The following is a 21,260-nucleotide window of genomic DNA, read 5'->3' as shown; positions in this document are numbered from 1 at the left end:
CTTCAGGCAGCCGAGGTACGGGAGCCTGAAGTTCCCAGAGTCCCTAGAGTTCCGCGGCGGGGACTCCCACACCCAAAATGATGGGCGCCGCACTCTTTTTCACTGCGGCTGGCTCCGCCGGCCGTCCCGGCTCAGACTGAGCCACAAGGCTCTGGGCCGGCTCCCCCCGTGTCGGCTCCCCCTGGGACGTGGCACTGCTGTGTTGCACCGACCCCTGGGCACCTGAACCGCCGGTGTTGGTTTCCACAGCCGTGTCGGACCCGCCCTGTGCGCTGCGGGCACTGCGGTTGCGCCGTCCCTTGCGTGAACGGGCGCGGCTGTTGCCGGTTTCGGCATCAGCCTCGTACCCGTGTTCGTTCCCGGGTGCCGCCAGCTGGTCCAGTGCCTGCGTCAGACCGGCCAAGGCTGCGTCCCTGTCCAGTGGGGCAGTGCCGGAGAAGCCGCTGCTTTCGCTGCGATGCCCCCGCGGGAGTTCCACGGCTTCCCCACCCAAGGTGAGGGTGGCGGCGTCGTGCGTTACTTCTTCGGCGGTCGCCGCAGCGGCCTCGGTGCGGGGCTGCTCGCCGTCGTGCTCGTGGTGCGATGCGGCCGCTGCTGCGGCAATGTTGGCCAATGCCGCACGCGCTTCATGGGCCTTTTGTGCCTTCGCAGCCTCGTCGACTTCATCGGGCACGTGCGTCTCCGAGGCCTCCTGGAGTTGCTCGGCCTCGTTTTGCTGTCCACGGTTGCGATTGCGCTTGCGTTCGCTGCGTGTGGAGCGGTTGGCGGTGCGTTCACCCTGTTCGTGCCGGTTCTGGTGGCTTGGCACGGACTCGACGACGGTGTGGACGGCGGGGACGCGGTGGTGCTCCACCGGGATCTCGTGGGTGACCATGCCGCGGCCGGCACAGCTGGGGCACTGCTCACCAAAGACCTCAAGCAGGCCGGTGCCCATGCGCTTGCGCGTCATCTGGATCAAGCCCAGACTGGTGACCTCTGCCACCTGGTGCTTGGTCCGGTCCCGGCCCAGGCACTCGACCAGGCGCCGCAACACCAGGTCGCGGTTGGATTCCAGGACCATGTCTATGAAGTCAATGACGATGATCCCGCCAATGTCGCGCAGGCGCAGCTGGCGAACAACTTCCTCAGCAGCCTCCAAGTTGTTCTTCGTGACGGTTTCCTCGAGGTTTCCGCCGGATCCGGTGAACTTGCCGGTGTTGACGTCAACCACCGTCATGGCCTCGGTGCGGTCGATGACAAGCGAACCGCCCGAGGGCAGGAAGACCTTACGCTCCAGGGCCTTGTTGATTTGCTCGTCAATGCGGTGCGCCGTGAAAATGTCCTCGGGATTGGTCCACTTTTCCAGGCGGTCAAGCAGGTCCGGGGCCACGTAGGTGACGTAGGCCTCGATGGTGTCCCAGGCGTCCTCACCGGAGACCACAAGCTTGGTGAAGTCCTCGTTGAAGACGTCGCGGACCACCTTGATGGTCAGGTCGGGCTCGGCGTAGAGCATTTCCGGGGCGAGCGTCTTGTTCGAGGAAGCACGGGCGCTGATGCCCTCCCACTGGGCCCGCAACCGGTTGATGTCGTTGGTCAGCTCCTCTTCGCTGGCACCTTCGGCCGCTGTGCGCACAATGACACCGGCGTTTTCCGGCAGGTGGTCCTTGAGGACGCGCTTGAGCCGGTTGCGTTCGACGTCGGGCAGCTTGCGTGAGATGCCCGTCATGGATCCGCCGGGCACGAAGACAAGATAGCGTCCGGGCAGCGAAATTTGGCTTGTCAGGCGGGCGCCCTTGTGGCCCACGGGGTCCTTGGACACCTGCACCAGCACGGAGTCCCCGGACTTCAATGCGTTCTCAATGCGGCGCGGCTGCCCGTTGAGGTTGGCGGCGTCCCAGTCGACTTCCCCTGCATACAGGACTGCGTTGCGGCCGCGGCCAATGTCGACGAAGGCTGCCTCCATGCTGGGCAGCACGTTCTGGACCTTGCCCAGATAGACGTTGCCAATCAGTGAGTCTTGCTGCGTCTTGGAGACAAAGTGCTCGGCCAGGATGCCGTCTTCCAGCACGCCGATCTGGATGCGGTCGTCGCTTTGGCGCACCACCATGACCCTGTCCACGGATTCCCGGCGGGCCAGAAACTCCGCTTCGGTGATGACGGTGCGGCGGCGGCCCGAGTCGCGTGAATCGCGGCGGCGCTGCTTCTTCGCTTCGAGCCGGGTGGAGCCGCGCAGGCTTGTCACCCGGTTCGAGGAGCTGGTGCTCGGCTCCGAAGCGGTGCGCGGGGCACGGACACGGGTCACCGTGTTGGGCGGGTCCTCGTCGCTGCCTCCGGCCATTTCCAAATCGGCGTCACCACGGCGACGACGACGCCGGCGGCGGGACGTCACGCCGTCGTCGGTTTCCTCAGTGTCATTTTCGTCGGCAGGATCGTCACTCTCGTTGTGGACTTCGGCTGCGTCGTTTTCGGAGCTGCGGTTGCGGCGGTTGCGGCGGTTGCGTCCGCGGCGATCCCCGCCCTCGTTGTCCCCGCTGTGGCTGTCCGTGTTGTGAGTGTCCCCGTCGCCTGTTTCAGGATTCTCTTCCTGCCCGTGCGAGACGACAACGGGCACGCTGTGACTGAGGTCAGGGGCCAGGAACAGCGCAGAAATGCCTGTGTCAGGAGCCCTGGACGGGGCTTCGGCGGCAGGGGCCGTGTCGGCAGGCGCCGTGTCGGTGGCGGTCGCTGGGGCAGTACTTGCCGCTGCGGTGGTCGCTGTGGTCGCTGGATTCGCTACTGCTTGGGTTGCCGGCTCGCCCGTTCCCGTATGGTCGGCTTGGCCGGAAGCGGCAGCTTCTGCGACGGGCTCGGCCGGGGCACCCTTTCCAGTGGTCCGGCGACGGCTGCGCGTTGCCTTGGGCGCGGCGGATTCGCCATCCGTGGCGGTTTCGGCGGGAGCACCGTCGAGGGTCTCCTGCCGCGTTCCGGCCTGTGCGGGTGCATCCGTGGCGGGGGCGTCCGTGGGAGCCGTCTTCCTTGTGCTCCGACGCGTGGAGCGGCCCTTGGCGGCAGCAGCGCCTGAGCTTGCCGGCTCCTGCTGTGCTGCCTCGACCGACACGTCGGCGGAAGGGGCACTGTCACGGGCAACAGAGGCGGAGTCAGCCGAAACGGATGCAGTCTCGTCCTTGACGGCAGCATCGGCTCCCGTTGAACTGGCGTCGTTGGACGCCGCCGCTCTGTCTGTGGCCGTTTTGGTTGCGGAAGTCTTGGTGGTGCGGGTCCGCTTCGCGGGGGCCTTGGCGGGTTCGTTTCCCGACTCGGGAATGCTTCCACCTGCGCCGAGACTCAGTTCACCTTGGCCGGGCGCGGTAACGGGTGCCGTGGCACGCCGGCTCGCGGTCCGCTTCTTGGGTGCAACAGCGGTCGGTGCCGTCTCGGCTGGTTCCGACGCTGCCGGGGCACTGTCGGCCGGGGCCTTGTCTGCCGCTGCCTTGTCTTCCGCCGGCACCGCGCCGGCAACTCCCGCAGCATCCGGGATGTCAATCATCGGGGTTTCAGCGGCCGCGGCATGGGAGGTTTCGGTCCTCTTGGCCCTGCTGCGGCGTGCCGGAGGTGCTGTGGCCGGCGCCGCGGCTGAATCTGATGCAGCCGCGTCCGATGCCGCGGCATCGGACGATGCGGTGGCGGACGTTCCTGTGGCGGACGTTGCGGCTTCTGCGGCAACGGGAGTTTTCCCTGGACTGGTCACCGCGGCGGTGGCGCGACGCGACCGCGTTGTCCTTGCCTTGGTGGGGGCTGCCTCGGCCGCCCCGGCATTGTCTGTGGAGGCTTGTTCTTTATCCATGGTGGGCGTTACTTTCGCGCCGATTCAGCGCACCCACATCGAACGCCAAAAGCGGCAGATGTGTCAGCCCCCGCGGGCGCTGACGGAAGTCGTCTAAATACTTCACGGGCGGCACCAACTTCTGGGTGCGCAAGCTCTGCGAAGCCAATGGTTTGCGCAAGTTGCCCGGTGGATGGCTGCCTTCTCTGGCAGCGTCGTCACCGGCAGCCATTGGGCGTGCCATCGGACTGAGGGGCGCATGTGGATCGCCAATCAGCCGTACTCATTGTCTCACATGCGTCCTGACGTGGTGCGATTCCACGCACGGCGCGCCAAGAAACTCACGCTACAATCAGGAAACGATCACCGTTGTCGACGAATAAGGACACCATGCCCGGCACCAAAGTATCCACGAGCGATCCGACAGAACTGGGCAAGCCCGCCATGGTGCGGGCCCGGGCCTTCGGCTGGTTCCTTGTCATTGCCGGCGCCATCGCCTGGATCGCTTCCTTCGTATTGGTCCTTGACCGGCTCCAGTTGTACGCAAACCCGGACGCGACGGTCAGCTGCGACTTCAACTCCTGGATTTCCTGCGGCGAAGTCATGAAGACACCGCAGGCAGCGATCTTGGGATTCCCCAACCCGTTCATTGGTGTTGCGGCCTTCGCCGTCGTGATCACCACGGGCATGGTCCTGCTGGCCGGGGCACGCATGAGCCGGTGGTATTGGATTGGACTGCAGGCGGGAATCACTGCGGGCATGGCCCTTGTTGGCTGGTTCTGGTTCCAAGCCGTCTATGTCTTGGCAGTCCTGTGCCCCTACTGCATGATCGTGTGGGCCGTGATGATCCCGCTATTTGTCTGGCTCACCGTGCGCAACCTGAACCACGGCGTCATTCCCGCCCCTGCCGCCCTGACAAAGTTCCTCAACGACTGGGCCTGGGTCATTGTGGGCCTGCTCTACATAGCCACCCTGGCCTCCATCTTCTTCAAGTTCATGCATTTGATCATCCCCTCCAACGCTTAGCCCCAGCGCACACCCCCAGCGCACACCCCCAGCGCACACCCCCAGCGCACATCCCAACGCTCCAGCACTTTCGGGGCACTTTCCCTCAACGCTCTGGCGCGATCGGTGGCTGTAGTCGAGTCGTCCCCGTGCTGCTGCAGGAGCGTTCCGTGTTTCACCCCCGAAAGTGCTGGAGCGTCGGTGGTTTCACCCCGGAAGGTGCAGGAGCGTCGGTCGTTTCACCCCGGAAAGTGCAGGAGCGTCGGGACGGGGGCAATGAAAATGAGTGGGCACCTTCCCTTTGGAAGGTGCCCACTCATTTTTATTGCGCTGCGTGCTTAAGCGAACCAAATACCGATTTCGCGCTCGGCCGACTCCACCGAGTCGGAGCCGTGCACAAGGTTCTGCTGCACCTTCAGTCCCCAGTCGCGGCCAAAGTCTCCGCGGATGGTGCCGGGGGCCGCGGTGGTGGGGTCGGTGGTGCCGGCCAGGGAACGGAAGCCTTCAATGACGCGCTCGCCTTCGAAGATCGCTGCCACCACCGGGCCGGACAGCATGAACTCCACCAGCGGCTCGTAGAACGGCTTGCCGGCATGCTCCGCGTAGTGTGCTTCCAACTGGTCGCGCGTGGCGTTGACTTTCTTCAACTCGGCCAAGGCATAGCCCTTGGCTTCAATTCTGGCCAGCACGGCCCCCGAAAGGTTGCGGCCAACGCCGTCGGGCTTGACCAGGACAAGAGTGCGCTCGATGCTCACAGATACTCCAAACAACTAGATGTAACGAACTTTCAGATTCAGCTTACTGGCCGGGGCGCGAAACTATTCTGCGGCGGGTTCCTCGTCGGGGTGGTCGGCATCCCATTGCGCCTGCACCCGGGCCCGGGCCACGTTTTCACGGTCAATCCTGGCGCCTGCGTACAGTGCGTACCACCAGGCCACGGCGAAGAGGACGCCCACAACGAACATGGACGGTTCCCAGAAGCCGCCGGCGATGAGGATCAGCTGCAGGATCCAGCCAAAGGCCGGGCCCCACTTTTTGGCCAGGAACGCACACGCAGAGACCAGCAGGACTGCCAGCACCACGCCCAAGATCAGGAAGAGGGGGTTCTTGTCCTTCAAGCCGAAGAGCGCCAGGCCGGCAAAGAGGGCCACAAAAGCTTCCAGGACCAACACGACCGAGGCGAACATCATCCTCGTGGACCGCACCTTTTTGGGCGTGTTGGGCTTCCATTCGCGCTGTGCACGAGTCAGCTTTGCCATCTCAGGCACCTGCCTTTTCGCCTGGGCGGCCAAGCAGGATGCGCGCTTCGCCCACCACCGTGATGGAGCCGGTGATGAGGACTCCGCCGGCGAGGTCGTTGTTGGACTCGGCCCGTTCAACCGCCCATTCGATGGCGTCGTCGAGCCTCTCGGCAATGTGGACGTCCGCTTCGTCCCAGCCGAGGTCAACGGCCAGTTCGGCCAGTTCCGCGGCGGGAATGGCGCGCGGGGAGTTTGACTGGGTCAGGCAGATCTCGGCTGCTTCGTCGCCATAGGATTCCTTGATGGTGTTCAGAATTTCCGCGGCGTCCTTCTCCGCCAGGACCCCCAGCACAACCACCAGCTTGCTGAACGCGAAGGACTCTTGCAGCGACTTGGCGCTTGCGGCGATTCCGGCAGGATTGTGCGCGGCATCCACCACAATGGTCGGTGAGGTGCGCATGACTTCCAGGCGGCCAGGCGCGGTGACGGCCCCAAAACCCTGCTGGACCAATTCGAGGTTGAGTTCCTTTTCCCCGCCGCCAAGGAACGCTTCCAGGGCGGCAAGGGCGACGGCGGCATTCTGCGCCTGGTGTTCGCCGTGCAGTGGCAGCAGGATGCCGGGATAGCGCCCGGCCAGGCCCTGCAGGTCAAGGCTTTGCCCGCCCACGGCAATGGTGCGCGACTCCACCCCGAACTCCACGCCTTCGAAGCGGAAGTCCGCGTTCACCGAGCGGGCCTTGTCCAGGATGACCTGAGCGGCGTCGGCGGGCTGCGCGGCACTGACCACAAACGCACCTTCCTTGATGATGCCAGCCTTCTCCTGCGCAATGAGTCCCGTGGTGTCCCCGAGCAGCTCGGTGTGGTCGAGGGAGATGGGGGTGATGACGGCAACTTGGCCGTCGCCCACATTGGTGGCGTCGGTGATGCCGCCCAGTCCCACTTCCATGACCGCCACGTCCACGGGCTCGTCGGCGAAAATGGCGAAAGCCAGGATGGTCAGGCACTCAAAGTAGGTCAGGCGCACCTCGCCCGCAGAGACGAGTTCGGCGTCGACCATGTCGAGGTAGGGGCGGATTTCATCCCAGATCCGCACGAACGTCTCGTCGCTGACGGGGGCCCCGTCAATGCTGATGCGTTCCGTCACGCGGGTCAGGTGCGGGCTGGTGTAGCGGCCGGTGCGCAGATCGTGGGCCAGCAGTCCGGCTTCGATCATGCGGGCCGTGGAGGTTTTCCCGTTGGTTCCGGTGATGTGGATGATGGGGAACGCCTTGTTGGGCTCGCCCAGAAAATCCATGGCGCGGAACAGCGGGGCAAGCCGCGGCTCCATCTTGTTCTCCGGGGCTCGTCCCAGGAGTTCGGCATAGACGCTTTCCACCGAGAATTCATCGTGATTGGTGCTCATTTAGACGGTGCTCCGTTCAACTGTGATGGTGGTTTCAACGTCACCGGGGATGAGTTCAAGCTTCAACGTCAGGGTTTCGCCCTTCACCAGCTCGGCGTTGGCATGCAGGGCATCAACCACCTCTTGCGGGGCGCTGACGATGGTGCGGATGCGGTCGCTGACCTGCAGGCCGGTGTCCTTGCGCGCCTGCTGGATGGCCCGGACCATGTCCCTTGCCGTGCCTTCGGCCAGGAGTTCCGGGGTCAGCTCGGTGTTGAGCACCACGAAGCCCCCGTGCGGCAGCATGGCCACCGCACTGTTGCCGCCGTCGTCGCTCTGGGCAACAACGGTCTCCAGCATGTACTCGGAAGGCTGCAGTTCCAGGCCGCCTGCCGTCACGGTGCCGTCGTTGACGGACCAGTCCCCGGACTTGGATCCCTTGATGGCGAGCTGGACGTCCTTGCCCAGACGCGGCCCCGCAGCTCGGGCGTTGACCACGAGCTTTTGCGAGATGCCGAACTCTTCCGGCGAGGCATCGGCGGCGTCAAGGAAGCGCACGGAACGCAGGTTCAGTTCCTCGGCAACCATGGACGCACCGTCCTTCAGCGCAGCGGCATTGGGCGCCACCACCGTCAGTTCCTGCAGGGGCAGGCGGACGCGCAGCTTGGCGGCCTTGCGCAGGCTGGATCCGGTGGAGCAGATCTGCTGGATCGCCTCCATCTGCTCCACGAGGGCTGCGTTGGGGACGAACAGCTCGGCATTGGGCCAGTCGGTCAGGTGCACCGAGCGCCCGCCCGTCAGGCCGCGCCAGATTTCCTCGGTGACAAGCGGCAGCAGCGGGGCTGCCACGCGGCACACCGTTTCCAGCGCCGTGTACAAGGCGTCGAAGGCGTCCACGTTTTCGCCGAAAAAGCGGTTGCGGCTGCGGCGCACGTACCAGTTGGTGAGCATGTCGAAGTACACGCGCAGGGATTCGCAGGCGCCGGAAACGTCGTAGCCGTCAAGCATGCCCGTCAGCTTGCGCACCAGGTCTCCGGTGTTGGCCAGCAAGTACTTGTCCATGGGGTCGGTGTAGCCGTCAAAACGCAGTTTCGCGTCATAGCCGGTGCCGCCGTTGGCCGTGTTCGCGTACAGGGTGAAGAAGCTGTACACGTTCCACAGCGGCAGGATGACCTGGCGGACGCCGTCGCGGATTCCCTGCTCGGTCACCACCAGGTTGCCGCCGCGCAGGATGGGGCTGGACATGAGGAACCAGCGCATGGCGTCGGAGCCGTCGCGGTCCAGGACCTCGGAGACGTCGGGGTAGTTGCGCAGGGACTTGGACATCTTTTGCCCATCGGAGCCGAGCACGATGCCGTGGCTGATGACGTTGCGGAACGCCGGACGGTCAAAGAGCGCGGTGGAGAGGATGTGCAGCATGTAGAACCAGCCGCGGGTCTGTCCGATGTACTCAACGATGAAGTCGGCCGGGTTGTGGGTGTTGAACCAGTCCTCGTTCTCGAACGGGTAGTGGACCTGGCCGTACGGCATGGAGCCGGAGTCAAACCAGACGTCCAGCACGTCCTCCACGCGGCGCATGGTGGACTGTCCCTGCTCAGGCGTGCGGGGGTCGTCCGGGTTGGGCCGGGTCAGCTCGTCGATGAACGGACGGTGCAGGTCCACTTCGCCCGCCTTGTTCACCGGCAGACGGCCAAAGTCGGCCTGCATCTCGGCAAGCGAGCCGTAGACGTCGGTGCGCGGGAATTCTTCGTCGTCGGACTGCCACACGGGGATGGGGCTGCCCCAGTAGCGGTTGCGGCTGATGGACCAGTCGCGGGCATTGGCCAGCCACTTGCCGAACTGGCCGTCCTTGACGTTGCCGGGGATCCAGTTGATGTCCTGGTTCAGCTCCACCATGCGGTCCTTGAACGCCGTGACTTCCACATACCAGGAAGAGATGGCGCGGTAGATCAGCGGTGTGCGGCAGCGCCAGCAGTGCGGGTAGCTGTGCACGTAGCTGGCTTGGCGGACCAGGCGCCCGGCCTCGCGCAGCACCTTCGTGATGGTCTTGTTGGCGTCAAAGACCTGCACGCCGGCGATGTCGTTCAGCGGCCCGCCTTCAAAGAGCGGCAGGAAGTTCGCGCCCTCGTCCACGGACAGGACCACGGGGATCCCGTGTTGCTCGCACACTTTCTGGTCCTCTTCACCATAGGCCGGGGCCTGGTGGACCACGCCGGTGCCGTCGGTGGTGGTCACGTAGTCGGCGAGCAGGAACTGCCAAGACTTGGCAGTGCCGTACTTTTCGTCGTCGGCAAAGTAGTCCCACAACGGCTCGTACTTCAGTCCCGCAAGCTCGGCACCGGCGTAGGTGGCGGTGACGGCGGCAGTCGCGGCAGCACCGTCGTCGTACCCCAGGTCCTTGGCGTAGGCACCCACCAGATCCGAGGCGAGCAGGAAATGCTCCCCCGTTGCGCTGGTTCCACCCGGACCCACGGGCACCACGGCGTAGCTCACGTCGGGTCCGACGGCGAGGGCCTGGTTGGTGGGCAGGGTCCAGGGCGTGGTGGTCCACGCGATCGCCTGCACGCCGGCCAGCTCCTGCGAGAGCGTGGATTCGCCGGCCAGGATGGGGAAGGCGACTGTGACAGTCTGGTCCTGTCGGTCCTTGTACACGTCCTCGTCCATGCGCAGCTCGTGGTTGGAGAGCGGTGTCTCATCCTTCCAGCAATACGGCAGGACGCGGTAGCCGTTGTAGGTCAGGCCCTTGGTGTGCAGCTGCTTGAAGGCCCACAGCACCGATTCCATGTACTCGACGTTAAGTGTCTTGTAGTCGTTCTCGAAGTCCACCCAGCGGGCTTGGCGGGTGACATATTCCTGCCATTCGCCGGCGTACTTCATGACGGAGGAGCGGCAGGCGTCGTTGAATTTGTCGATGCCCATGGCCTCGATCTGGGCCTTGTCCGTCATGCCCAACTGCTTCATGGCTTCCAGTTCGGCGGGCAAACCGTGCGTGTCCCAGCCGAAACGGCGCTCCACCCGGCGACCGCGCTGTGTCTGGTAGCGGGCCACCAAGTCCTTGGCGTAGCCGGTGAGCAGGTGCCCGTAGTGCGGCAGTCCGTTGGCGAAAGGAGGGCCGTCGTAGAAGACGAACTCGTTGGACCCGTCCTGGCCGGCGTCGCGCGCGTCGATGCTGGCTTGGAAGGTGCCGTCTTCATCCCAGTACTTCAGGACGAGCTCTTCCACCTTCGGAAAATTCACGGAGGCGGGAACGTGCTTGGATTCGGCATGGAGGCCGGCGGCGGCGGAGGCCTTCGGGAAGTGGGTCATCACATCATCCTGGTTGGGGGCGTTCGTTTCAGGATGCAAGGACGGCTTGCGCCGCGGTACCACCTCGCTAACCGTCCCCCTTGCCTTCCGACGCCGGGTCCGGCCGCTCATTGACTGCTGTGACGGGCTTACCCGGCCGGTTCTACTGGCACCGTGCCCTCATGCTTGTGCGCGGTGCGTTCTTCCGGAAGCTCGCCGGTGATGGCCGGTTCAACGCTTTGTCTACAAGTCTAGCGCCCCGGCAGCCACCTGCCACATTCGGCTGCCGGTCAGCGTCGGGCCAGGCGTCCGGCATCCGGGCTGGCCGGTGACGGCGCCCCGCACATGCACCGGATAGTTTCTGGCATCCAGCACGGGGGCGGCTCGGGTGCGGGGCCCGAATCCAGGCGATAACGCACACGCCGATCACGGGCCCACGCCTCATCGGGGAAACCGGATTCGACGTCGGCCAGCCGTGCGGCCAGGTCGTCCGTGCCGGCGCTGGGCACACCCCACCTGTCCGGCACCGATCACCAGGGGTTTTCCTAGGGGTTGCGGATCAGTTTGTGCGCGGCCGCCTGTGCCACGGGCCTGACCACAATTTGGTCCAAGTTGATGTGTTGGGGAAGTTCGACGGCGTAGCGCACCACGTCGGCCACGTCCTCCGGCAGCAGTGGCTCGGCCACGCCCTGGTACGTCTTGGCTGCGGCTTCCTTGTCCCCACCGAGGCGGTTCAGCATGAATTCCTCCGTGTGGACAAGTCCGGGCGCCACCTCGATCACGCGCACATTGTGCTCGGCCTCTTCCAGGCGCAGCGCGTTGTTCAGCGCATGCTGGCCGAATTTTGCCGCGTTGTAGCCGGCTCCGCCTTCATAGGCGACGAGCCCGGCCGTGGAGGTCAGGTTAAGCACGGTGCCTCGGCCATGCGCGCGCAATTCCGGCAGGAATGCCTGGATGACTTTCAGCGTGCCGAGCACGTTGACCTGGTACATCCACTCCCAATCCTGGACACTTGCGCTGCCCACAGGGTCCACCCCGCGCGCCCCGCCGGCAATGTTGATGACGGTGTCGACGCCGCCGAACTGGGCAAACGCGTCGGTGACGTTGCTGCGGAGGCGGGCCACGTCGTCGTCCTTGGAAATGTCTGCAGGGCAGGCAATGGCCCCGGTTTCCGCGGCGAGGGCCAACAGCCGGTCCGCGCGGCGGGCGACAGCCACCACATTCCAGCCGTGGGCCCGCAGTGCGCGGACGGTGGCGGCGCCAATGCCGGAGCTGGCGCCTGTGACTACTGCATTGCGGGAACTGTTTTCAACCATGGAATAAATGTAGCGCGCAAGCTTGCTCCGGAGAGATTTTGCCAGCACCTCGCCGCGGACTGGAGATCCGCAGCGCAAGCCGCTCCTGGTTCTTGTCCCTGCGCTGTTTCGCCCGCAGTTTCAGCGGCGCAGGTTCCCGGCGCGCAGGTTCCTGGCGCTGCCGAAGGTGCCGGATTCCGGGGCAAGGCGCATCGAACGCAGCGCCACATACAGCTCGGCAGCGTCCGCAGGCCGCGACACGTTCCTTCCCGTCAGCTCCGCAATGCGGCCCAGCCGGTATCCGATGGTGTTGCGGTGGCAATGCAGCATGATTCCTGCCTGTGCCGGCGAACCGTCGGCGGCAAACCATGCTTCGAGCGTGTCAAGGAGGGGTTCTGCATCGACAGCGTCGGCGAGGGGGCCCAGCACGTCAAGGCGCAGTTCGCTGGCGTAGCTCGGCTGGGCCGCCAGCAAGGTGTCAATGGGAGCCGAACCATAACTGTGAAAACCAACGCTCAGCGGTGGAACGCATTCCATGGCCAGCTGCGCCTGCCTGACCGCGTCCTTGGCAGACTGAACGGAGGCGAATGGCCTGCTTGCACCCACCCGGGACGTGGCTGCTGCCGCGATGATGCCTGCGGCCACCGGAACCTCGTTCGGCGATGGGCAACCCACCAGACCCAAATGTTCACCGGTCCATGTTGTCCACGTGGAGGGGATTCCCGCAGCGCCCAGCCTGCTGCGAATCGATGGCAGCGGATCGGCACCCGTGCCGTTGAACTCCGCGGCAACGACAAGGTAAGTGGCGGGGAAGGGAAGCCCCAGTCTGCGCAGCAGGTCTTCCGCCTCTCGTGTGGCGGCAGTGCCCTCGAGCAATGACAACAACATGGCTCCACGTGCCCTCTGGTCACGGCGGTCAATGTCGGCAACCACTTCACGGTACGTCTCGGCGGCCGCACTGGAGAACGCGTCAATGATTCCCCAAAAGTTCGATGAAACCCGCAGCAGTGCCTCGGAACTGCCCAATGCGGCCGAACGGGAGATCATCTCCTCCCACAGGGTCAGCCCGGCGATTCGATAGGCCCGCAGCAGGCTCGCCATCGGAATCCCGTATTCGGCCTTGAGCCTGCCCGCCATGCGCGCAGCGTCCAAGGACTCGGGGGCGCCCACCAGAGTTTCCAGCAGGGAGCGCACATTGACGCGAACAATCTTCAGGAGCTGGTCAGGTGTCAGGGTGGCCTCGGCATAAACCTCCTCACCACTGAGAATCTCATCCACTATGCCCCCGCTGAGCTCATCAACGGCGCCGAGCAAATCGGCGAACAACTCGACGGCGCCAGCTGTTGCGGGCCCTGTTTCTTGCTGGTGAGCAGTCATGCGTGAATGATACGCCGTTTCGCCTTCACTTTTTGTGCCCCAGCACAACATTTGCCGGGCAATTGGCGGCTGACGCCCATGGTGCGGGGGCCTGTACCCGAATACACTCGGTGTCAGGCATCGATCGCCGTGTGATCGGCAGAGGCATTAATCAAGGGAGATTCATGACTGTCACACCAGCCCCCACTGAGCAGGACCGAAAGATGTTCGACGGCGCAGTGGCGGCGCTCGCCGAAGGAGAAAACTCCTGGGCCGCAATGTCACTGACTGGGCGTGCCGCCCTGCTTGACCGGGTTCACGACGCCGTGGCGGCATCCGCAGAAAGCTGGGTTGCCACGGCAAGCAGCATCAAGGGCCTGGATCCGGACTCGCAGCTCGTCGGCGAAGAGTGGATCTCCGGCCCCTACCCGGTGCTGTCGGCCTGTGCGATGCTGGCCCACAGCCTGCGTGCCCTGGCGCAGAAGAAGAGCCCCTTGGAGGGCGTAAAGTTCGGCACGGCACCTGGTGGCCGGGTCAGCGTTCCCGTGCTCCCGCACAGTGCCTATGAATCAATCCTGCTGCATGGGTTCAAGGCCGAAGTGTGGATGCCACCGGGTGTGGCTGCGTCGACAGTGCGCTCGCATGCCGGACTGTCGGCCCACCGCCCCTCGCTGACCCATGGGGTGGGACTGGTGCTCGGTGCGGGCAACATCACTTCCATTCCACCCCTTGACGTCTTGTATGAACTCATCGCCAGCAACCGGCTCACGCTGCTCAAGCTCAACCCCGTGATGGCCAGGATGAAAGCTGTGTACGAAGTGGCATTGGCCCCTCTCATCGCAGCGAATCTCTTGCGGATAGTCGACGGCGGCGGTGCGGAAGGCGGATACCTGGCCCACCACCCCGGCATCTCCCATGTCCACATGACGGGAAGCGCGGCGACCCATGACGCCGTTGTCTACGGTCCAGGCGCGGAAGGCCGGGCACGCAAGGGCGCCAACACACCACTGCTGAACAAGCCCATCACCAGCGAACTCGGCGGGGTCTCTCCCATCATCGTGGTTCCCGGCCAGTGGACGGCACGGGACTTGCGCTATCAGGCAGAGCACATCGCCACGATGCGTCTTCACAATGGCGGCTACAACTGTATTGCCGGGCAAATAGTGCTCATGAGCCGGGACTGGAAACAAAAGGACGCCTTCCTGAAAGAGCTGCGTGCCGCCTTGGCGCGCACCCCCGAACGCACCCCTTGGTACCCCGGCAGCGCCGACAGGGTTGCCGCGGCCTGCGAGTCATACCCGGACGCCGAGAAAGTCGGAGCGGGCCGTTTGCTCATTGAGCTGACGGCAGCGGAAAATGCGCAAACAATGCAAACCACCGAGTACTTCTCCCCTGTCCTCGGGGTCATGGAACTGGCTGGCACAGGACGGGCATTTCTGGACGCTGCCATCTCAGCCGCGAACCAAGACTTCCTTGGAACCCTTGGGGCCAATGTTATTGTCGACCCGAAAGACATCAAGTCCATGGGCAAGGGGTTCCGTAGGTCGATCGCACAATTGCACTATGGAACCATTGCCGTCAATGCTTGGACGGGCGTTGGCTTCCTGACGGCTGCAGCCCCGTGGGGAGCGTTTCCCGGCCACACGCTGGACGACGTGCAAAGCGGGCTTGGCGTGGTACACAACGCGCTGCTTATCAGCGATCCCGAGCGGACGGTGGTGACGGGCCCGTTCCGCCCCTTCCCGCGCTCTGTTGCCCACGGAGAGTTTGCCTTGTTCCCCAAGCCACCGTGGTTTGTCACCTCGCGCAGCGCGAAATCAACGGGCAGGCTGCTGACGGAGTTTGCCGCCAAGCCGTCCTGGGCGCGCATGCCGGCAGTCTTCGGAGCCGCTTTCCGAGCTTGAAACCGCACCGGCAAGAACCAGGACGGAAATGCCAAGGGCTTCCCCCTCCATCCCAGCCAGTCAGCACGCCCCTCCACGAAAGCGAGACAGGCCATAATGATCAACAACATCTTTCCGGCACCGACCGGCAGCGTTTACGCCAGAGCCGTCCGTGGCAGGGCTGTCCAGGACAGAGACGTCCAGGGCAGAACCGCCCAAGGCAGAACCCTGCTTGCCGTGGTGATGGCGGCATGAGTGCCAAGCCCACGGCGTCAGGCCATGAACGCGCTGGCTCCACAGATGTGGCCGACTACGTCATTGTCGGCGCCGGTTCAGCCGGGGCCGCACTGGCCTGCAGGCTCAGCGAGGATAAAAAGAACACTGTGCTGCTGCTGGAGGCCGGGCCAGTGGACAAGAAAACAGAAATCCACATCCCCGCGGCATTCTCCTCCCTGTTCCGTTCCGAGGTGGACTGGGACTATGACACCGAACCTCAACCTGAGCTGAACAACCGCCGGGTCTTCTGGCCTCGGGGCAGGGTGCTGGGCGGGTCGTCCTCCATCAACGCCATGATGTGGGTGCGCGGGTTCCCTGAAGACTATGACGCGTGGGGTGCGGCGGCAGGGCAAGGGTGGAGCTGGAAATCACTGTTGCCGTTCTTCACTCGAACGGAACGAGTCGAAGGAGCCGACGACCAGGAAACCGGGTCATCGGGCCCCATGAGCATCGAGGTGCAGCGAAGCCCCCGCCCCCACACGGCAACCTTCCTTGCCGCGGCAAAGGAACTGGGCTACAAAGTCATTGCGGCCAACTCCAACAACCAGGAGGGTTTCAGCCAAACGATGGTGTCCCAATCCAAGGGATCCCGATTCAGCACCGCCGACGGCTACCTCAAACCCGCCCGGAAGCGAACCAACCTCACGGTGCGCACCGGCGCCCAAGCCACGCGAGTTCTCTTTGAGGGGACAACTGCCGTCGGTGTCGAATACATGCAGGACGGCGTGAGCCGCACAGTCCGTGCCGCGAAGGAGGTGATCCTGTGCGGTGGTGCCATCAACACCCCACAACTTCTCCTGCTATCCGGAATCGGCGATCGCGAGGACCTGCAAGCCCTCGGCATCAAGGTCCTGGCCCACTCCCCCGAAGTGGGCAAGAACTTGAAGGACCACTTGGCTGCCTTGCTGGCTGTTGAAGCGACGGCAGATACCTTGTTCCTCGCCCGGAAACCCGGGCAACTATTCAACTACCTGTCTCGGAAAAAGGGCATGCTCACCTCGAATGCGGCTGAAGCCTACGGCTTCGTACGCACCGACCCCGAATTGGAGCTTCCGGATATTGAGCTGGTCTTCGGCCCGGTCGCCTTCATTGGCGAAGGACTCATCGAGCACACCGGTCACGGCATCTCCGTGGGGGCCATCCTGCTGCAACCCGAAAGCACCGGCACCATCCGACTTGCCACCGCCGACCCTCTCGACAAACCGCTCATCGACCCGCGCTACCTCAGCGACCCGGCCGGAAAGGACCGGACAACACTCATGGCAGGACTTGCCTTGTGTGAAAAGATCATCGCCAACGACACCATGCGCCAGAGCACCAAGGGGACCTTCATCCAGCCTGCAGGGGCCGGGACCCTGCCGCTCGCGGAGCGCGACGAACTGGCCATCAACCAGCATGCCCAAACTCTGTACCACCCGGTGGGAACCGCGCGGATGGGCACGGACGAGGCGTCCGTTGTGGATGAACAGTTGAGAGTGCGTGGCGTCAATGGACTACGGGTGGCCGACGCGTCGATCATGCCCAACATTATTCGTGGACACACCAACGCCCCTGCCATCGTCATCGGGGAGAAGGCAGCAGCACTGATTCTGGGCTGGTAGCTCTGGGACCGCCGGTGCGCCCAGCCAGCGCACTCACCCGGTGTTGCCAGCCAATGCAGCCAACCGGTGTTGTCAGCCGTTGGCCCCGTTGAGGAAGTCCAAGAGGACTGCCGCTTGATTTTCGTGGTGGTCCTTGGCACCGTAGAGCAGCACCACCTTCTTGTGCTTGGAGATGACCTCCTGCAGCTCTGCGACAGCCGGATTGTCCTTCAACTCCACCGTATAGTCCCGCACAAAAGCCTCGAAGCGTTCCGCCACGTGGTCAAAGGCGTTGCGCACCTCCGTGCTGGGCGCCACTTCCTTGAGCCAAACGTCAATTTTGTCCTTTTTGACACCGCGGGGCCACAGCCTATCGACCAAAACGCGGTACTCCCCCGGTTCAGGCTCTTCATATACACGCAAAATCCGCAGTGTGCCCATATCCGCATCCTAGCGCGGAAGAGCGGCCCGCGGCAGGGGCCACTTCAACTCCTGCGCACCATTGGCACCGGATGGAGGGCCAGTGCCACCGCTGCGTACCATTGCCGAACAATGGTGCGCAGGAGCGTCCCACTCAGTCTGCGTGAAGTGCCCGGGCCCGGACCGTGTCCAGACCAGAGGTGGGCAGAAAGTAATCACCTTGCCACTTCTGCGTCCGTCGGGCCTGGCTGCTGCCCACCTCAATATCCGGTGGGTACACACGCATGGCCCGCTTGCCCCCTGTCCCGTCAACTGACACCACACCGTGGCGGACCATGGCACTGGCCGGGAACACAAACAGCCCCAGCCCCGCGCCAAAGCCGGCTTGGACGAGGAACAACGCCACGCCGTCGTTCGTGTCAAAGGGCCGGATGGGGCCATCGGCCGATCGTTGCCACAGCGTGACGAACTGACCAGCCTTGGTGGGTGTGGTCTTCGCTGAGCGAAACACGGAGCGCCTGCCGGAGATGGTCAGGGAATGGGCGCAATAGTCGGCGCTTTCCGGCTCGGCTTGGACGTCGGCACAGGCCAGCCCGGCAGGGTTCCAGACCAGCGCCTGCAGATCCCGCAGTGCATCATGCGCCACCGTGTTCCCCTTCCATGGACCAATATTCGTTGCCCGCATGCTATCAACGTGCGGCCATTCACGCCGCAATCGGGGAACAGGCGCAAACCATGGAAGAATCGATCCATGGCTGAAATCATTCCGGGCACAGACACGCCCGCACCTTCCTCAAGCAACGTTCCCGACAAGCCCGTTCTGGAGGGACTTGAAGAGTCCCTGACCAAACGCTGGCTCGCCGAGGGGACGTACAAGTTCAACCGTGAGACCACGCGGGAGCAGGTGTACTCCATCGACACTCCCCCGCCGACCGCGTCCGGGTCGCTGCACGTGGGGCACATGTTCTCCTACACGCAGACGGACGTGCTGGCCCGCTTCCAGCGCATGCGCGGCAAAAACGTCTTCTACCCGATGGGCTGGGACGACAACGGCCTGCCCACCGAGCGGCGCGTGCAGAACTACTACGGTGTGCGTTGCGATCCGAAGACCGCGTACGACGCCGACTACCGGCCTCCCGCTGCCCCGGCCAAGAACCAGCGTGATTTCGATGTGATCTCGCGCAAGAACTTCATCGAGTTGTGCGAAGAACTCGCCGTCGAGGACGAGAAGGTCTTTGAGCACCTGTTCCAGACGTTGGGCCTGTCGGTTGACTGGGACCTGACGTACCGCACCATCGACGACCACTCCCGTGCGGTGTCCCAGCGGGGCTTCCTGGCGAACCTTTCTGCCGGCGACGCCTACATGGCCGAAGCCCCCACGCTGTGGGATGTCACGTTCCGCACCGCCGTGGCCCAAGCTGAGCTTGAGGACAGGGAAATGCCCGGCGCTTATTACCGGTTCCCGTTCTTCGCCGAAGACGGCACCAAAATCTACATTGAAACCACGCGTCCGGAACTGTTAGCAGCTTGCTCGGCACTGGTGGCGAACCCGGACGACGAGCGCTACAAGCCGCTGTTTGGCAAGAAGGTCACCTCGCCGCTTTTCGGGGTTGAGGTGGAAGTTCGCGCCCACGCCCTGGCGAAGGCCGACAAGGGTTCCGGCATTGCCATGGTCTGCACGTTCGGCGACCTGACCGATGTGACTTGGTGGCGTGAGCTGCAGTTGCCCACCCGTGCAATTGTGGGCCGCGACGGCCGCATCCTGGGCGAGACGCCCGAGTGGATCGCCACCGAAGAAGGCCGGGAGAACTACTCCAAGATCGCCGGAAAGACTGTCTTCAGTGCCAAGGAAGGCGTCGTGGCGATGCTGACCGAGGCGGAGCTGCTTGACGGTGACGTCAAGCAGATCATGCATCCGGTGAACTTCTTCGAAAAGGGCGACAAGCCCCTGGAGATCGTCAGCTCTCGCCAGTGGTACATCCGCAACGGCGGCCGCGACGAAGACCGCCGCGAACGCTTGATCAACCGCGGCGCCCAGATCGAGTTCCACCCCGCTTTCATGCGATCGCGCTACGACAACTGGATCTCCGGCCTGAACGGCGACTGGCTGGTTTCCCGCCAGCGCTTCTTCGGCGTGCCCGTCCCCGTCTGGTACCCGCTCGATGAGGACGCCAACCCGGACTACGAGCACCCCATCCTCCCCACCACCGCGATGCTGCCCGTTGACCCGGCAGCCGATGCCGCGCCCGGTTACGCCGAAGACCAGCGCAACGCCGCGGGCGGGTTCGTCGGCGATGCCGATGTGCTCGACACCTGGGCCACATCGTCGCTGACACCGCAGATCGTGGGTGGCTGGGGCGTAGACGAGGACTTGTTCTCCACCGTCTACCCCTTCGACCTGCGCCCGCAAGGCCACGACATCATCCGCACCTGGCTGTTCTCCTCCGCCGTGCGCGCGGATGCACTGCAGGACAGCGCACCGTGGAAGCACGCTGCCATCTCCGGCTGGATCCTCGACCCGGACCGCAAGAAGATGTCCAAGTCGAAGGGCAACGTGGTGGTCCCCACCGACGTGCTCAACGACTTCGGCGCCGACGCCGTTCGCTACTGGGCCGCCTCGGCCAAGCTCGGAGCCGACACAGCATACGAAATTGCGCAGATGAAGATTGGCCGCCGCTTGGCCATCAAGCTGCTCAACGCTTCCAAATTCGTGCTGAACCTTGGCGCCACCGAAGCCAATGTGCTCAGCGTTGACAGTGAAGTGCTGAGCAACCCGCTGGACCGCGCCCTGTTGGCCCAACTGGCCGAAGTGGTGCACTCCTCGACGGCTGCGTTTGAAAAATACGACTATGCCCGGGCCCTGCAGCTCACCGAGAGCTTCTTCTGGCACTTCACCGACGACTACGTGGAGCTCATCAAGGACCGCGCCTATGGTGCTGCCGGCGACGCAGGCCAGGCCTCCGTTTTGGCGGCGCTGGCCACCACCTTGGATTCGCTGCTGCGCTTGTTTGCACCGTTCCTGCCGTTCGCCACTGAAGAAGTCTGGGGATGGTGGCGTGCCGGTTCGGTGCACCGCGCATCCTGGCCCACGGAAGTCGCCGTGGACGACGGCGACACCACCTTGCTCTCCACGGTCGGGGACGCGTTGAGCGGTATCCGCAAGGCCAAGTCCGAGGCAAAGGTCAAGCAGCGCACCCAAGTGCTCTCGGCAACTGTCACCGCCGGCGAAGTCCGGGCGGCACAGCTGGCCGCTGGCTTGGGCGACCTAAAGGCCGCAGCGAATGCCCTGGAGATTACGATCGCCGTGGGCGCGGGTGAGCTGAGCGTGTCCGACGTCGAGCTGGCGCCGGCCGAGGAGCCCGCGCAGGCCTAGTCTCGTGGTGCTCTTGCTTCGTTGAGACCCAGCCAGCTGTGGCCTCCACTCCTTGAGAGTGGCGGCCACAACTGTCTTGGGCCATGGGGCACTGTGCCGCTATCAGGCACCACGCTCGTGCAGCCACGGGTTGCCAAGAACTGCCAGGATTGCACGGGTGTCCAGTTGGCCACAGGGCACTGAACTTATGCGCCGGACTACACCCGGAACGCTCCGCATGCCCCCACGCCACTCAACTTATGCGTCCGATTCACCTTCGGATGCGGCGCCAGTGACACAGTGGCGCACCATTCGCCTATAGATGCGGCGCAGAATAATCGGTGCTCGATCAGCGCATAAAAAGTGCCGCCACCCCTGCTCGGGTGGCGGCACTTTCCTCTTCAT

Annotated in this window: 13 protein-coding genes; 4 read left to right on the top strand and 9 right to left on the bottom strand. The window is 64.2% G+C overall.

Annotation, left to right across the window (positions count from 1 at the left end):
• Nucleotides 1-43 precede the first annotated feature (43 nt).
• Nucleotides 44-3,802 (bottom strand): ribonuclease E/G, encoded by a 3,759-nt coding sequence (locus QMG25_RS11835; protein WP_283460441.1) that lies wholly within the window; start codon nt 3,800-3,802, stop codon nt 44-46.
• 369 nt (nt 3,803-4,171) lie between these two features.
• Between QMG25_RS11835 and QMG25_RS11830 the strand changes: the two genes are divergently transcribed.
• The gene (locus QMG25_RS11830; protein WP_283460440.1) at nt 4,172-4,807 is read left to right on the top strand and encodes a vitamin K epoxide reductase family protein; all 636 of its coding nucleotides are present in this window, start codon (nt 4,172-4,174) and stop codon (nt 4,805-4,807) included.
• Nucleotides 4,808-5,124: 317 nt separating this feature from the next.
• On the opposite strand, the gene ndk is transcribed toward QMG25_RS11830, so the two are convergent.
• From ndk to QMG25_RS11800, 6 genes are all read right to left on the bottom strand, one after another.
• On the bottom strand, nt 5,125-5,541 hold the full coding sequence (gene ndk / locus QMG25_RS11825) for a nucleoside-diphosphate kinase (RefSeq protein ID WP_283460439.1): 417 nt from the start codon (nt 5,539-5,541) through the stop codon (nt 5,125-5,127).
• 63 nt (nt 5,542-5,604) lie between these two features.
• On the bottom strand, nt 5,605-6,045 hold the full coding sequence (locus QMG25_RS11820; RefSeq protein WP_283460438.1) for a DUF4233 domain-containing protein: 441 nt from the start codon (nt 6,043-6,045) through the stop codon (nt 5,605-5,607).
• Nucleotide 6,046: 1 nt separating this feature from the next.
• Nucleotides 6,047-7,429: a bifunctional folylpolyglutamate synthase/dihydrofolate synthase gene (locus QMG25_RS11815; RefSeq protein WP_283460437.1), complete on the bottom strand. Its 1,383-nt coding sequence runs from the start codon at nt 7,427-7,429 to the stop codon at nt 6,047-6,049.
• Entirely contained in the window at nt 7,430-10,714 is a 3,285-nt protein-coding gene (gene ileS / locus QMG25_RS11810) for an isoleucine--tRNA ligase (RefSeq protein ID WP_283460436.1), read from the bottom strand. It abuts the gene before it with no gap.
• A 524-nt stretch (nt 10,715-11,238) separates the two neighbouring features.
• Nucleotides 11,239-12,009 carry an SDR family oxidoreductase gene (locus QMG25_RS11805; RefSeq protein WP_283460435.1) on the bottom strand — a complete coding sequence of 257 codons (771 nt, stop codon included), beginning with the start codon at nt 12,007-12,009 and terminating at the stop codon, nt 11,239-11,241.
• 120 nt (nt 12,010-12,129) lie between these two features.
• The gene (locus QMG25_RS11800; RefSeq protein WP_283460434.1) at nt 12,130-13,365 is read right to left on the bottom strand and encodes a PucR family transcriptional regulator; all 1,236 of its coding nucleotides are present in this window, start codon (nt 13,363-13,365) and stop codon (nt 12,130-12,132) included.
• Between the two features lie 164 nt (nt 13,366-13,529).
• Between QMG25_RS11800 and QMG25_RS11795 the strand changes: the two genes are divergently transcribed.
• On the top strand, nt 13,530-15,248 hold the full coding sequence (locus tag QMG25_RS11795; protein ID WP_283460433.1) for an aldehyde dehydrogenase family protein: 1,719 nt from the start codon (nt 13,530-13,532) through the stop codon (nt 15,246-15,248).
• 230 nt (nt 15,249-15,478) lie between these two features.
• Entirely contained in the window at nt 15,479-17,104 is a 1,626-nt protein-coding gene (locus tag QMG25_RS11790; RefSeq protein ID WP_283460432.1) for a GMC family oxidoreductase, read from the top strand.
• A gap of 72 nt (nt 17,105-17,176) precedes the next feature.
• On the opposite strand, the gene QMG25_RS11785 is transcribed toward QMG25_RS11790, so the two are convergent.
• A complete protein-coding gene (locus QMG25_RS11785) occupies nt 17,177-17,524 on the bottom strand; it encodes a DUF488 domain-containing protein (protein ID WP_283460431.1) in 348 nt (115 codons plus the stop codon).
• Nucleotides 17,525-17,657: 133 nt separating this feature from the next.
• Nucleotides 17,658-18,149 (bottom strand): MepB family protein, encoded by a 492-nt coding sequence (locus tag QMG25_RS11780; protein ID WP_283460430.1) that lies wholly within the window; start codon nt 18,147-18,149, stop codon nt 17,658-17,660.
• Nucleotides 18,150-18,254: 105 nt separating this feature from the next.
• Here QMG25_RS11780 and valS point away from each other — a divergent pair, with 105 nt between their 5' ends.
• Entirely contained in the window at nt 18,255-20,876 is a 2,622-nt protein-coding gene (valS, locus tag QMG25_RS11775) for a valine--tRNA ligase (protein WP_283460429.1), read from the top strand.
• The last annotated feature ends 384 nt before the right edge of the window (nt 20,877-21,260 follow it).

This window comes from Arthrobacter sp. H35-D1, from assembly GCF_030063185.1.
In the GTDB taxonomy this organism is placed as follows: Bacteria; Actinomycetota; Actinomycetes; order Actinomycetales; family Micrococcaceae; genus Specibacter.
Note: the sequence above shows the minus strand (reverse complement) of the source record. Positions and strands in the feature narration are given on the sequence as shown.

What these genes read in the sequence shown, in the direction of transcription:
- valS (WP_283460429.1), top strand. Translation starts at nt 18,255, where the DNA reads ATGGCTGAAATCATTCCGGGCACAGACACGCCCGCACCTTCCTCAAGC.
- QMG25_RS11805 (WP_283460435.1), bottom strand. Translation starts at nt 12,009, where the DNA reads ATGGTTGAAAACAGTTCCCGCAATGCAGTAGTCACAGGCGCCAGCTCC.
- QMG25_RS11800 (WP_283460434.1), bottom strand. Translation starts at nt 13,365, where the DNA reads ATGACTGCTCACCAGCAAGAAACAGGGCCCGCAACAGCTGGCGCCGTC.
- QMG25_RS11830 (WP_283460440.1), top strand. Translation starts at nt 4,172, where the DNA reads ATGCCCGGCACCAAAGTATCCACGAGCGATCCGACAGAACTGGGCAAG.
- QMG25_RS11835 (WP_283460441.1), bottom strand. Translation starts at nt 3,802, where the DNA reads ATGGATAAAGAACAAGCCTCCACAGACAATGCCGGGGCGGCCGAGGCA.
- QMG25_RS11795 (WP_283460433.1), top strand. Translation starts at nt 13,530, where the DNA reads ATGACTGTCACACCAGCCCCCACTGAGCAGGACCGAAAGATGTTCGAC.
- ileS (WP_283460436.1), bottom strand. Translation starts at nt 10,714, where the DNA reads ATGACCCACTTCCCGAAGGCCTCCGCCGCCGCCGGCCTCCATGCCGAA.
- QMG25_RS11790 (WP_283460432.1), top strand. Translation starts at nt 15,479, where the DNA reads ATGAGTGCCAAGCCCACGGCGTCAGGCCATGAACGCGCTGGCTCCACA.
- QMG25_RS11820 (WP_283460438.1), bottom strand. Translation starts at nt 6,045, where the DNA reads ATGGCAAAGCTGACTCGTGCACAGCGCGAATGGAAGCCCAACACGCCC.
- QMG25_RS11815 (WP_283460437.1), bottom strand. Translation starts at nt 7,429, where the DNA reads ATGAGCACCAATCACGATGAATTCTCGGTGGAAAGCGTCTATGCCGAA.
- QMG25_RS11785 (WP_283460431.1), bottom strand. Translation starts at nt 17,524, where the DNA reads ATGGGCACACTGCGGATTTTGCGTGTATATGAAGAGCCTGAACCGGGG.